This is a genomic window from Micromonospora sp. NPDC049230 (assembly GCF_040647875.1).
Classification (GTDB): Bacteria; Actinomycetota; Actinomycetes; order Mycobacteriales; family Micromonosporaceae; genus Micromonospora.
Window position 1 is genome coordinate 147,416 of record NZ_JBEZCZ010000003.1, and the last position, 13,337, is coordinate 160,752.

Annotated in this window: 10 protein-coding genes and 1 riboswitch; of the genes, 5 read left to right on the forward strand and 5 right to left on the reverse strand. The window is 73.5% G+C overall.

The window, feature by feature from the left end:
- The first annotated feature begins 164 nt into the window (after positions 1 to 164).
- Both AB0A95_RS03780 and AB0A95_RS03785 read left to right on the forward strand, forming a co-directional pair.
- Complete coding sequence (locus AB0A95_RS03780; protein WP_357554028.1) at positions 165 to 1,367, forward strand: low temperature requirement protein A; 1,203 nt, start codon at positions 165 to 167, stop codon at positions 1,365 to 1,367.
- An 8-nt stretch (positions 1,368 to 1,375) separates the two neighbouring features.
- Entirely contained in the window at positions 1,376 to 3,601 is a 2,226-nt protein-coding gene (locus AB0A95_RS03785) for a hypothetical protein (protein ID WP_357554029.1), read from the forward strand.
- A gap of 38 nt (positions 3,602 to 3,639) precedes the next feature.
- On the opposite strand, the gene AB0A95_RS03790 is transcribed toward AB0A95_RS03785, so the two are convergent.
- Positions 3,640 to 4,326: an alpha/beta hydrolase gene (locus AB0A95_RS03790; RefSeq protein ID WP_357554030.1), complete on the reverse strand. Its 687-nt coding sequence runs from the start codon at positions 4,324 to 4,326 to the stop codon at positions 3,640 to 3,642.
- Positions 4,327 to 4,464: 138 nt separating this feature from the next.
- On the opposite strand from AB0A95_RS03790, the gene AB0A95_RS03795 reads away from it, so the two are divergent.
- The 3 genes from AB0A95_RS03795 (at position 4,465) to AB0A95_RS03805 (ending at position 10,416) form a co-directional block, all read left to right on the forward strand.
- Positions 4,465 to 7,803 carry a BTAD domain-containing putative transcriptional regulator gene (locus AB0A95_RS03795; protein ID WP_357554031.1) on the forward strand — a complete coding sequence of 1,113 codons (3,339 nt, stop codon included), beginning with the start codon at positions 4,465 to 4,467 and terminating at the stop codon, positions 7,801 to 7,803.
- 67 nt (positions 7,804 to 7,870) lie between these two features.
- Positions 7,871 to 8,515, forward strand: a complete 645-nt coding sequence (locus AB0A95_RS03800) for a hypothetical protein (RefSeq protein ID WP_357554032.1) — start codon at positions 7,871 to 7,873, stop codon at positions 8,513 to 8,515.
- Positions 8,516 to 8,841: 326 nt separating this feature from the next.
- Complete coding sequence (locus AB0A95_RS03805; RefSeq protein WP_357554033.1) at positions 8,842 to 10,416, forward strand: Na+/H+ antiporter; 1,575 nt, start codon at positions 8,842 to 8,844, stop codon at positions 10,414 to 10,416.
- An 8-nt stretch (positions 10,417 to 10,424) separates the two neighbouring features.
- Here AB0A95_RS03805 and AB0A95_RS03810 read toward each other — a convergent pair whose 3' ends face one another.
- The 4 genes from AB0A95_RS03810 to AB0A95_RS03825 form a co-directional block, all read right to left on the reverse strand.
- Complete coding sequence (locus AB0A95_RS03810; protein WP_357554034.1) at positions 10,425 to 11,168, reverse strand: amino acid ABC transporter ATP-binding protein; 744 nt, start codon at positions 11,166 to 11,168, stop codon at positions 10,425 to 10,427.
- The gene (locus AB0A95_RS03815) at positions 11,165 to 11,947 is read right to left on the reverse strand and encodes an amino acid ABC transporter permease (RefSeq protein ID WP_357554035.1); all 783 of its coding nucleotides are present in this window, start codon (positions 11,945 to 11,947) and stop codon (positions 11,165 to 11,167) included. Before AB0A95_RS03815 ends, AB0A95_RS03810 begins: the two co-directional genes overlap by 4 nt.
- Positions 11,948 to 11,986: 39 nt before the next feature.
- Positions 11,987 to 12,877, reverse strand: a complete 891-nt coding sequence (locus tag AB0A95_RS03820; RefSeq protein WP_357554036.1) for an ABC transporter substrate-binding protein — start codon at positions 12,875 to 12,877, stop codon at positions 11,987 to 11,989.
- A gap of 103 nt (positions 12,878 to 12,980) precedes the next feature.
- A complete protein-coding gene (locus tag AB0A95_RS03825) occupies positions 12,981 to 13,118 on the reverse strand; it encodes a hypothetical protein (protein WP_357554037.1) in 138 nt (45 codons plus the stop codon).
- A gap of 32 nt (positions 13,119 to 13,150) precedes the next feature.
- Positions 13,151 to 13,262, reverse strand: a riboswitch (SAM riboswitch).
- Positions 13,263 to 13,337 lie beyond the last annotated feature (75 nt).

A 13,337-nucleotide genomic window follows, 5' to 3' on the forward strand; every position in this document is an offset into this window, starting at 1 on the left:
CCATCGTAGGAGCGACCCACCGGCCGCCCTCCCGATCCTGCCGCCACCGGGAAGAACAGGCACCCGCTCGCCTGTCGAAGCCGGCGGGCCTGGCGGAACCGGCCCGAGCCCGGCCCTCCGGGTGGTACGACTGTGACGGCAGGTGATGTCGAGAGAGGGGGGCGATGGCGAGCTGGCTCCCCGAGCGGCTGCTCCAGAAGCGGGAGAACCCCCGTCGGACGTCTTTCCTGGAGCTCTTCTTCGACCTGGCCTTCATCTTCGCGCTGACCCGGCTGTCCCGGGCACTGGTCGACGACACCAGCATCACCGGCGGCTTCCAGGTGCTGGTGCTGCTGGCGGCGCTGTGGTGGGTGTGGTTCGTGACCGCCTGGTCGGCGGACTGGTTCGACCCGCGCGCCCCGCTGATAGTCGTACTCCTGCTCTGGGTGATGTTCGGCGGCCTGCTGATGGCCGCCGCCGTGCCCACCGCGTTCGACTCGCACGCCGGCTTGTTCGCCGGCGCCTACGTGGCCATCCACCTCGGTCGAGGCGTGCTGCTGATCCCGGCGCTGCGCGGGCACCCGCTGCAACTGCGCAGCCTGCGGGTGGCGATCTGGTTCGCGATCTCCGGCGTGCTGTGGGTGGTCGGTGCGCTCGTCGCCCCGGCCCGGGAGGCGCTCTGGGCGCTCGCCCTGGTGCTGGAATATTCCCTCGCCCGGCTGCGCTGGCCGTTCCCGTGGCTCGGGCGCAGCTCCTGGCCGGACCTTCAGGTGAACGGTGAGCACCTCTCCGAGCGCTACCAACAGATCTTCATCATCGCGCTGGGCGAGTTGATCCTGTTCTCCGGCATCGCCTACAGCGGCTCCGGGATGAACCGGGGGAGCACCGTGGCCTTCGCCCTGGCGTTCGTGACGGCGGTGGCCCTCGCCCGGCTCTACCTGGTGCCGGCGGGCACGCGACTGGGCGCCAGCATCGTGGCGGCCGGCCCGCCCGGCAGCAAACTGGCGCTCCTGGCCGGCTACCTGCACGTCGTCATGATCGCCGGGGTCCTGGCCACAAGCGTCGCGATGGAGCTGACGATCGAGGATCCGGACTACCGCGACACGGGACACCTGGCCGTGGGCGTCATCGGCCCGGCGCTGTTCCTGACCGCCCGGATCCTGCTCTCGGCGGTGGTCGACGCCAGTGTGCCCTGGGCGCGCCTGGTCGGCGTGCCGGCCATCATCCTGCTCGGGTCGGCGACCATGAAGCTTCCGCAACTGGCCAACAGCGCCGTCGTCGCCGGGGTGTTGCTGTTGATCGTCGTGGTCGACGGGATGCCCGGCGTGTGGCGGGCTACCCGACCGGGCGGCGCGACCGACGCGCCCGACCAGCGACGGCACGGGTAGCCGCCCCGATGCCGGGCAGGCCACCGCAGCACGGCGACCACCCGCGCCGCGCTGACGTTGTCGAGTTGCGGGTGCACGGCGTGTCGGGGGCACAACCCGCAGCCGTCCTGCACGAGGCGAGAGGGCGGCAGGTCGCGGGCGACGACAGCGGGGGATTCCACCGCCGAGCCGGGGCGGACGACACCGACCCGGACGGGTTGACGCTCGAGGCGTACCGCTGGGCCGACCTGCCCTCGGGCACCGTGGCCCGGACACTGTCCATGGTCTTCCTGCTGCCGTTCATGCTCAGCAACCTGGCGGTGTGGATGCGGCCCGCCGGCCGCCGCGCCGCCGGGGTCACCATCCTGTGCCGGCTCCTCGCGCTCAACCTCACAGTCCTGTACGTGGTGTCCATCGCCGGGGTCGCCCTCGACCTGCTCGCCTGGCGGTGTCTCGGTGCGGCCCGTTGCCGTGCACCCTTCGACACTCTGGCCGGGCTCGACGATGGGCCCGTGGGGCAGCGGTTGGCCGTGCTGACGCTGCTGCCGATCGCCGCGATCGTGCTCCTGCGGCTGCTCGGGACCCGCCGGTCCCGCCCGGCCGGCAACCCACTGTGGGCGGTGGAGCCGCTGGTGGCGCGGCTACGGGCGATCCACGTCGCCGCCGCCTTCGCCGTCCTCGATCTGCTGTTGCTCACCGCCCGTCGCGCCGGCGGCGCGACGCCCGCGACGACGCTGCTGTGGGCGCTCAGTGCGGCGGTCCTGCTGGTCTGCGTCGCTCTGCTCGCCGCGCCCGGCCTGATCGACAGTGCGTCGACCGCGGGGATGTCGACCTGGCTCGCCCGCGCGGTGGGCGTGGTGGCGGTCGGTCTGAGCGTGGCGACCCTCGTCGCCGTCGCGAGCGACGGGCGGGGTTGGCCGTCGCCGGCCGGGCTCCCCGGCTACGGTGCGATCGCGGGCGGGGCGCTGCTCGGCCAGATGGCACTGCTGGTGCTGCTCTGCGGGCTGGTGCTGTGGCGCCACGGTCGCGCCACGGCCCGGTCGGCGCTGCCGCGGGGAGCGGCCCGGTCGGCGCTGCCGCGGGGAGCGGCCCGGTCGGCGCTGCCGCGGGGGCTGGGTGCGACTGTTCTCGCGGCCATCGCCGTCGGTCTGGCCGGTGCGTTCTCCGCCGGGCTCGTCTACCAGGCGGGGGATCTGCTCGGCGGCTTCCGCGGTGACGGCGGGCCGCCGCTGCCGTACCGCTGGACGATCCTCGCGGTGTTCCTGCACGTCGTCGCGGCGGTGCTGGCGTGCGCCGCGATCACCCTCCGGTCGCGGCGTCGCCGGTGCCGTGCGGCGGCGGACATCACCGCCCGCGACTTTCCCGTCGTGCCGCCGGAGGCGACCGGGCGGCTGCGGCTCGCCACGAAGGCCGTCGCCCGTGCCCGGTTCACCGAGTGGCTGGGCGTGCTGGCCACCGCGTACGCGGCGCTTGCGGTGATCGGGCTGGCCACGAGCCTGCTCGGGGGGACCGATCGCGGACCGGAGGACCTGACGTGGCGGTTCCTCGGGCTGCCGGCCGGGTTCGTCGGGATGGCGCTCGCGGGGGGCACCTACATCGTCGCCGCCGTGGTCCTGGTCCTGCTCTCGGGTGGTGTGTTCGCGTACCGGACGGCGTGGTTCCGCCGGCACGTCGGGATCCTGTGGGACCTGGGCACCTTCTGGCCCCGCGCGGCGCACCCGTTCGCCCCGCCGAGCTACGCCGACCGCGCGGTGCCGGAGTTGGCCGACCGGATCACCCAGCTGGCCGAGCGGCACGCCGGTGTGGTGCTGTGCGGGCACAGCCACGGCTCGGCGTTGCTGGCCCTCGCGGTGCTGCGGCTGCCTCCGCACACCCGTCGACGGGTCGCGCTGCTCACCTACGGCTCCCCGCTGGACCGCCTCTACGCCCGGCTCTTTCCGGCGTACCTCAATCGGGAGGTGCTGCGCGAGGTGGGGGAGCGGGTCGGGTGGCGGTGGCTCAACCTGTGGCGGGACACGGACCCGGTCGGTGGTTGGATCTTCGCCGCGCACCGGCCCGGTGATCCGCCGCCGGACGCGGCCGACCCGGCCAGCGGGGTCGACCGGCGGCTGCGGGATCCGCGCGGCCTGCTGCCGGCACCGGGGGAGCGTCGACCGCCCCCGGTACGCGGGCACCACCCGGACGAGTCGGAGCCCGAGTTCCGGGCGGCGCTGCGGGAACTCGCCGACCGGCTGCGCCCCCCGGACGGCGGGTGAGACGACCCGTCACCGGTCCTCGGCCAAGCGGCGGCCGGTCACCGCTGAAGCAGGGCGCGCAGCGCCCCGACCACTGTCGCGGGGGCCTCCTCCGCCATGAAGTGCCCGCAGGTCGCCGTCTGGTGGTCGAGGTCCGGGGCCCAGGCCCGCCACACCCCGGCCGCGTCGTAGCCGCGCGCCGCACCCCAGTCCTGCTGGAGCACTGTCACCGGCATCCGCAGCTTGTTGCCCGCTGCCCGGTCGGCGGTGTCGTGGGTGACGTCGATCCCGGCGGACGCCCGGTAGTCGGCGACGATCGAGGTGACCGCGTCGCGGGACGCGCGCAGGTAGGTGGCGCGCACCTCGGCCGGCAGCGCCCCCGGGTCGCGGGTCCAGACGTCCAGGAAGTGGCCGAAGAACGCGTCCGGGCTGCCGCCGATCAGTTCCTCGGGCAGGCCGGGCGGCTGCGCCATCAGGTACAGGTGGAAGGCGACAGCGGCGTTGAGGCCGTGCAGCACGTCCCACATGTCCAGTGTGGGCAGCACGTCGAGCAGGGCGAGGTGGCTGATCGCCGCCGGGTGGTCGGCGGCCAGGTCGGCGGCGACGTGCCGCCACGTGAGGTGGGTCTGCGGGAAGCCGTGCAACAGCACGATCGGTGGTCCGGAGCCGCCCACTGCGGCGGTGAGCGTCACACCGTCGGCGACGGTGACGCGCTGGTAGTCGAATCCGTTGATCCTCGGCTCCACCGGGAACCCTCCTGGCGAGCAGGGCCGGCTGGGGCGGTGGCCCGTCGCCGTCGTACGGTGTCGAGCCTGCCCGGTGGTGATCAGCAGACGGTCAGCGCCGCATCAGTGCCGGCCGGCACCGCCGCCTAGATTGGTGGCATGACCAGGCAACGAACGCCACCGGTGGGGGTGACGTTCGGCGTCCTCGGGCCGGTGACGGCCGCCACCGAGGGCACCCCGGTCGCGCTGCGGGGGCACCGGCAGCGCCTGGTGCTGGCCCGGCTGTTGATCGCCCACGGGCGGGTGGTGCCGGTGGACCGCCTCGTCGACGACCTGTGGGAGGCCCCGTCGGACGGCGCGGTGGGCGCGATCCGCACCTTCGTCGCCGACCTGCGCCGGGCGCTGGAGCCCGACCGGCCGCCCCGGCAACCACCCCGCCTCCTGGTCACCGAACCCCCGGGGTACGCGCTGCGGACCGCCCCGGACGCGGTGGACGCCGGACGCTTCGAGGCGGTCGTCGGCGAGGCGGGACGACTGCTGGCCGCCGAGCTGCCCGCACCGGCCCTGACCGCGCTGGACACGGCGCTCGGACTCTGGCGCGGACCCGCGTACGCGGACTGCGCGGACGCCCTCTGGGCCGTCGCGGAGATCAACCGGCTGGACGAGCTGCGGATGCTCGCCGTCGAACGGCGGGCCGAGGCGCTGCTCGCCCTGGGTCGGCCGGACGAGGCCGCCGCCGAGCTGCCCGCCCACCTCGCCGACCATCCACTGCGGGAGGACGCCTGGCGGCTGCTCGCGTTGGCCCGCTACCGCGCCGGCCGGCAGGGCGACGCGCTGGCCGCGCTGCGGGAAGCCCGCGACGCCGTGGTGTCCGCGCTGGGGGTGGACCCGGGGCCCGAGCTGCGCCGACTGGAGGCCGACATCCTGGCCCAGGCGGCACACCTCACCCCCATCCCCGCGGTGGCCGTCGCGGCCGGGCCCGTTCGCGGTGGCGGGTCGGAATCGCCGCCGGGGCGGCCGTTCGTCGGGCGGGACGCGGAGTTGGCGCGGCTGCGGCACGCCGCCGAGGCCGCCACCCGAGCGGGTCGCCCAACGCTCGCCCTGCTCAGCGGGGACCCGGGCGCCGGCAAGTCCGCACTGGCCGAGAAGCTGAGCCGACAGCTCGCCGCCGAGGGCTGGAGCACGGCCTGGGGTCGCAGCCCCGAGTACGACGGCGCCCCGGCCGCCTGGCCCTGGACGCAGATCACCGACGCGCTCACCGCGCCGGCCGGGCCGGTGGGCGGCGGGCTGGGCGGGCCGGTGGGCGGCGGGCAGGCGGTCACCGATGGGCCGCGTGATCCCGCCGTGGCCCGGTTCCGTCGGCACCGCGCGGTGGCGGCGCTGGTCTCCGCCGTCGCCGACCGGGGCCCCCTGCTGCTGGTCCTGGACGACCTGCACCGCGCCGACGGCGACACGTTGGACCTGCTCACCGGCCTGCTCGCCGGCCCGCAGCCGGCCACCGGCCCGGTGCTGGTCCTCGGCAGCTACCGGGCCACCGAGATCAGCCCGGAGCTGACCGCCACGCTGGCCCGCGTGGCCGGCCTCGAACCGGTGCGGGAATACCTCGGCGGGCTGTCCGCCGAGGCGACCGGCGAGTTGGCCAGTGCGGTCGCGGGGTCGGAGCTGGACCCGCCCACCGTCCGACTGATCCACCATCGCAGCGGCGGCAACCCGTTCTTCGTCCGGGAGTTGGCCCAGTTGTCCGCGAGTGCGGGGCAGGCGGCGCTGGCGGCGGTGCCACCGGGGGTGCGCGACGTGATCCGGCACCGCCTCGCACAGTTGCCCGCCCCGACCCGTACCGTCCTGCGGCAGGCGGCGGTGCTCGGCCGGGACCTGGACCCCGAGGTGCTCGGTGCGCTGGCCGGCGATCCGGCGGCACTGCTGGACGCCGTGGACCGCGGGTTGCAGGCCGGGTTCCTGACCGAGCAGGAGCCCGAGGGGCGACTGCGGTTCACCCACCTCCTGGTCCGCGACACGCTCTACGCCGACCTGTCCGCGTCGCGTCGCGCGGCCTGGCACAGCGCCGTGGCCGAGGCGATGCGACGGCAGCAGCCTGTCGACCCCGCCGCCCTCGCCCACCACCTGCTGCACGCCGGAGGGCAGGAGGCCGCCCACCGCGCCGCCGGCTACGCCCGTACCGCCGCCGAACAGGCCGAACGGACCGGCAACCCGCACGAGGCGGCCCGGTTGTGGGCCCAGGTCGTCGACGCGTACGACCGGGCCGGGCAGAACGAGCGGCGCGAGCGGGTCGGCGCGGTGCTCGGCCTCGGGCGCGGGCTGGCGGTGACGGGCCGGCTGGCTGAGGCACGGCGGTACCGCGCCGCCGCGATCACCGACGCCGAGGCGGTCGGTGACCCCCGGCTGACCGCGGAGGTGCTTGCCGGTTTCGACGTGCCCGCCATCTGGACCCGCAACGACGACGACGCGCTCTCCGAGCGGATCGTGCACCTTGCCGAGCGAGCCCTGACCGGTCTCGGCCCGACCGGCTCGGCGCAACGCAGCCGGCTGCTGAGCACGCTCGCGCTGGAGCTGCGGGGCAGCACCGGCGACCGTGGCCGCCGGGCCGCCGCCGAGGCCGAGCGGATCGCCCGGACCGTCGCGGACCCCGGGCTGCTGGCGTTCGCGCTCAACGCGCGTTTCATGCACACCTTCCACAGCGTCGGACTGGCCGACGAGCGGGCCCGGATCGGCGCGGAGCTTGTCGACCTGGCCACCCCGCGGCAGTTGGTGACCTTCGAGGTGCTGGGTCACCTTGTCCTGGTCCAGGCCTGCTGCGCACGAGCCGACCGGGCCGGCGCGGACGCGCACGGCCGCGCCGCCGACCGTCTCGCGCAGCGCTACGAACTGCCGCTGGTCGGGGTCTTCACCAGCTGGTACGCCGCGCTGCGCCTGGCGCTGAGCGGCGAGCGGGCCGCCGCGGTGACCGCGTACCGGGCCGCCGCGCAACGCCTGCCCGCCGACGCCATGCCGGGCCTGGCCCCGGGGCTGCTGCCGCTCGCCCTGCTCGGTCTGCGACTGGCCGACGCCGCCAGCGACGCCCCGCCGGCCCTCGGGCGTCAGCGCCCGATTCCCGGGCCGGACGACGAGGACTGGGCGCGGCTGGACTGGGGCCCGCACGAGCCCTGGGTCCGGCCACTGCTGCTCGCCGCAGCCGGCGACCGGGCTGCCACCCTTGAGGCGCTGCGGGCCCTCCCGGACGGGCCGCACGACCTGCTGCGGGAGGTGCGGCTCTGCCTCACCGCTCGGGCGGCGCTCGCCGTCGAGGACCGGCCCACCATGGAACGCGTTTTCGCCACGCTCCGCCCGGCCGCCGACGAGCTGGCCGCCGGCAGTGGGCTGGTCACCGCCGGTCCGGTGGCCGGGCACCTCGCCGACCTGGCCGCCGCTCTGGGCCGCGACGAGGAAGCCGCCGCGCACCGCCGTACCGCCCGCGCGCTCGCCGTCGACGACCTCACCTGAGCGCCACGTGTACGCCTGCCCCGGGTGGGATACCTTACCCGCGAAACACGACACGGGGACGGAACTCATGACACGCGCGAAGCCGGCTGCCACAGCAATCATCGGTGCGCTGACGTCGGCGATCCTGGTGGGCACGACCGGGTGTGCGGGGCAGGCCGACACCCCCGCGCCGGCCACGACCGCGCCGTCATCGTCCACCGTCACGACGACGATGCGCATCGAGAAGCCGGACAAGCTTCTGGGCACCTGGACCGAGTCCGTGGATCGGGGTTTCCATGACCGTGCCGAGCAGGACATGGGCACCTTCAAGAAGCTGCTCAGCGCCGAACCCACGAGCGCGATGGGCACCGCCTACGTGCAGGCCAAAGAGGTGTACTCCCCCGAGCGCGGGCTCCACATTCCCGGCGACGACCAGCGGGTCATCCTGATCAGCGCGGTGTCCGGCACGATCACCGACCCGACCGCGGCGCTGCACGAGACCTTCGCCGGGCTGCCGAAGGTGACCGACATGGCGCCGATCAAGCCGGGTCCGCTGGGTGGCGTGGCCGGCTGCGGCACCGCACCGGCCAAGACGGGCATCCCCGTCGACATCTGCGTCTGGAGTGATCATCAGACGCTCGGCATGGTGACCTTCGTCGGCTTCGCGAAGACGGACGACCCGCAGGGTGTGTTCGGTCAGATCCGCGCCGAGTTGGAGCAGCCAGCTCGGTGACCATTCAGGGGTTCTGACACAACGCGACCACTGACCCGTTCCATCGAATGATCATCCCAGCGGGCGGCAACCAGGTTTTACGCGCGTTCTGTTGCCACCACAACTCCTTGACCGCCGAGGCGGCGCTGGTCGACGTCTTGCGGTTTCCGTCGTTGAGATGGGGAGGTATGCCCCTTGTGTCGGGGCAGAAAGTGCATGATCGCGGAGCGGGGGCCCCCGCGCTCGGCGCTGGCGACTTGTCGGAACGTGGGAAACCGGCAATCGGGGTGCGGTCAGATGTAACAAGCGGCGCGTGCGCCGTCGCGCCGACGATCGAGGGGGTACGCGTGCAGGTGCTCATCCTGATCGTGGTGCTGGGCGCCACCGTCCTGATCGGCACCACCCTGGGCGGTCGGTACCGGGTCGCCCCGCCGGTCCTGCTCATCGCGTTCGGGGTGTTGCTCGGGCTCACACCGCCGCTGTCCGAGGTGACTCTCGAACCGGACCTGGTGCTGCTGATCTTCCTGCCGGCGATCCTGTACCGGGAGAGCCTCACCATCAGCCTGCGGGAGATCCGGGCCAACCTGCCGGTGATCGGTCTGCTCGCCGTGGTGCTCGTGGTGCTGACCATGGTCACTGTGTCGTTCGCGGCGCAGGCGCTCGGGGTGAATCCCGCCGCCGCCTGGGTGCTCGGCGCGGTTCTCGCGCCGACCGACGCCGCCGCGGTCACCGGTCTGGCCAAACGGCTGCCCCGCAAGCTGCTCACCACCCTGCACGCGGAGAGCCTGATCAACGACGGCACCGCGCTCGTGGTCTTCGCGGTGGCTGTGGGTCTGCTCAGCCAGAGCGCCAAGCCGGGCGTGCTGGGCGTCAGCGAGGAGTTCGTCGGCGCCAGCGTCGGCGGTGTGGTCGCCGGTCTGCTGGTGGGGGCCGCCGTGGTGCTGATCCGCAAGCGGCTCGACGATCCGTTGCGCGAGGGCGCGCTGAGTGTGCTGACACCGTTCGGCGCCTTCCTGCTCGCCGACGCGGTGCACGCCAGCGGGGTGCTGGCGGTGGTGGTCGCCGGGCTCATGCTGTCCTATGCCGGCCCACGGGTGATCCGAGCCCGGTCCCGGGTGCTCGCGTTGGCGTTCTGGGACCTGACCACGTTCCTGATCAACGGCGGGCTGTTCGTCCTGCTCGGCACGCAGATACCCCGGGCGGTGCGGGGCATCACCAGCACCTCGCCCGAGCGGGCGCTGGCGATCGTTCTCGTGGTCACGGTGGTCGTCGTGGCCACCCGGCTGGTCTTCATCTACCTCACCGCCCAGTCGGCGCGGCTGCGGCGTCGCCGGATGATGGACGACGGCCAAGGTCCGTCCAGTTGGCGGGTGGGGACCGTCGCCGGCTGGTCCGGGTTCCGGGGCGCGGTGTCGCTCGCCGCCGCCCTGGCCGTCCCGACGATGACTGTCGCCGGTCGACCGGTTGTCGAACGTGATCTGATCATCTTTGTCACCGCGCTGGTGATCGTGCTGATCATGCTGCTTCAGGGCACCACGCTGCCGTTGGTCGTGCGCTGGGCGGGGCTGTCCGGCGACCCGGAACGCGTCGACGAGGCTCGCCACGCCCGGCGGCGGGCCACCGCGGTGGGCCTGGCCGCCCTGCCGCAGGTCGCCGCCGAGGTCGGCGCCCAGGAGGATTCGGTACGCCGGTTGCAGGCCGAGTATCAGCGGCACCTGGAGGATCTCGACGAGAGCGGCGGGAACACCGCCGAGGAACGTCGCCTGGATCGCGAGCTGCGCCTCGGGGTCCTCGCCCACAAGAGGCGCGAGGTCACCCGACTGCGCGACAACCGGGAGATCGACGACCTGGTGCTCCAGGAGCTCCAGGCCGTGCTGGACAACGAGGAGATCCGGCTGCTGGGGCGCGGGCCCAACGAGTGATCTCCGGGTCAGAGCACCTGTGCGAGGAACCGGCGCAGCCGAGGATGCTCGGCCCGCTCGAAGATCGCCTCGGGTGGGCCGGCCTCCAACACCACGCCCCGGTCCATGAAGGCGACGGTGTCGGCGACCTGCCGGGCGAAGCCCATCTCGTGGGTGACCACCACCATGGTCATGCCGGCGGCGGACAGGTCGGCCATCACCGCGAGGACGCCCTTGACCAACTCCGGGTCGAGCGCCGAGGTGGCCTCGTCGAAGAGCATCACCTCGGGCCGCAGCGCCAGCGCCCGGGCGATCGCCACCCGCTGCTGCTGGCCACCGGAGAGCTGCGCCGGCCGGGCGTCGGCCTTGCCGGCCAACCCCACCAGCTCCAGTTGGGCCCGCGCGATGCTCTCGGCCTCGTCCGCGCCGAGCTTGCGGAGCCGGCGCAGCGCGAGGGTGACGTTGCGCAGCACGCTCAGGTGCGGAAAGAGGTTGAAGTGCTGGAAGACCATGCCCACCCGCTGCCGCAGCGCGTCCGGGTCGTCGCCCCGCACGCTGCGCCCGTCCAGCAGCACATCGCCGCGGTCCGGCTCGATCAGCCGGTTGATGGTGCGCAGCAGCGTGGACTTGCCCGACCCGGACGGGCCGATCACGCAGGCCGTCGCGCCGCGTGCCACGGTGAGGTCGACGCCGCGCAGCACCCGGTTCGGTCCGAAGGCGAGGTGCACATCGCGGACGTCGAGGCTGACCGAGGAGCTCGTCACTGTGGTCATCGCCGGTGTCCTTCCGTCGTGGCGTACGCCGATGGGGTGTCGTCGTCCTCGTCCTCGGTGGACGGTGCGGTTGCCGGGCGGCCGTTGCGCAGCCGCCGGTCGATCCAGTTGACGACGTGCGTCAGCGGGACGGTCAGTGCCAGGTAGCACAGCCCCGCCAGCAGCAGCGCCGACTCGTTGCCGGTGGTGGCCGCGTAGTCCTGCCCGATCCGGAACAGCTCGCGCTGACTGGCCACCAGGCCGAGGAAGTAGACCAGGCTGGAGTCCTTGATCAGGGCGATGAGCTGGTTCACCCAGGCCGGCAGCACCCGCCGGATGCCCTGCGGGATGATCACCAGCCGCATCGCGTCGGCCCAGGAGAAGCCGAGGGCGCGGGCGCCCTCCAACTGGGCGGCCTCCACCGACTGGATGCCGGAGCGGAAGATCTCCCCGATGTACGCGGCCGCGATGAGCGACAGCGCCAGGATGCCCAGCGGGTAGGGGTCCGGTCCCCAGACCCGCATGCCCAGCGGGGCGAGCCCGACGCCGATCAGCAGGATCGTCGCCGCCGCCGGCAGCCCCCGGAACACGTCGGTGTAGACCCGCGCCGGCCAGCGCAGCCACCGGCTGCGGGAGAGGCCGGCGACGGCCAACAGCAGGCCCAGGACCGAGCCGAGCAGGGCGGCGGAGACCGCCAGGATCAGCGTGTTGGGCAGCCCGACGGTCAGCATCTCGGGCAGCGCCTCGCGCATCGCGTCGGCGTCGAAGAAGGTCTCCCACAGGGTGCTCAACGGATCCATCGGTCGCCTCTCCTACCGCCCCGCTCGCTCGTCACCGGCTCAGGACGCGGCCGACGCGGCCGTGGCTGGCCCGGTCGGCGTGCCCGAAGCGGTCGGTGCCGGCACCGTGCCGCTGCCCGGCGTGAAGTCCGCCGGGATCGGCCGGCCCGGGTAGTACTGCGTCTGCAACCGGCTCCAGGTGCCGTCCGCGATGACCTCGTCGAGGCCCTTGTTCAGCGCCTCGCGCAGCTTGTCACTACCCTTGGCCACGGCGTACGCGGTCGGTGCCGGGCTGAGCTGCTTGGCCGCCACGGTGATCTTGCCGTTGCTGTCGGCTGCGGACTTCTCGCCGATCTCGGCCGGGGCGATCCACGCGTCGGCGGTGCCGGCCTTGAGCTGGTTGATCGCGCCGTTGTAGTCCGGCACCCGCACCGGGTCGAGCTGTTTTCCGGTGGCGTAGTCGTCCTGCACGGTGCCCTGCACCACCACGACCCGCTTGCCGGTGAGCTGGTCGAAGCCGGTGATCGGCGAGCCGGCCGGGACGTCCAGGCCGAAGTAGCCGAAGTCGTAGCCGTTGCCGAAGTCGACTGTCTTCTTCCGCGCCTCGGTAATGGTGATCGAGGAACTGCCGACGTCGAACTTGTGGTTGTTGACCTGGGAGAGCAGCGCGGAGAAGTCGGTGCCGACGAACTCCACGGTGAGGCCGAGCCTGCCGGCCACGGCGGTCAGCAGGTCGTTGTCGAAGCCGGTGAACCGGCCGTCCTTGAGGAAGACGTTCGGCGGGGCGTCGGTCAGGGTGCCGGCCCGCAGCACGCCCGGCTGGGCCAGGCCGTACGGGTTGGCGGTGGCGTCGGACGAGCTGTCGTCGCCGCAGGCGGTGAGCGCGGTGGCGGCCAGGATGGTGGCCGCGCCGAGGGCGGCGGCACGGGTCAGGGCAGGAAGAAGTCGCACGGGTGTCTCCGAAAGAGGTCGCGTCTCGGCGGGCACGGACGTGCGCCGCCGACGGTGCGCCCGGTGGGCGTACCGCTGGAAAGGTTCGGAAAGAAGAAATGCGTCAGTGCGTGGTGCCGCGACAGGCGGCGCTGCACATTCGCATCATGTCCACGTGCCGTCGCCGGGTCAGTGCCGGCGCGGGCCAACCGGCGCGCAGGCGCGCGAGGTCGGTCGGTGGGGTGGTGCCGAGGATGCGCATGGGTCTCCCGGGTCTGTGCTGACCTGGGTGCCAGGCCACGCTTGCACCGACGTCGTGCCGGTGCCTGGTCTTCACCCGGGGCACCCCACCGCGGAGGAGGGTTGCCGGCCAGCGAGCCGGGGCTTCGCGCTGGCACTCATGACCTGCGCCGAGGCTAGCAGCACCTGCGGGTGGATCGTCCAGTCGTTATGACCACGCTCACCGTGCCCGACCTGGTGC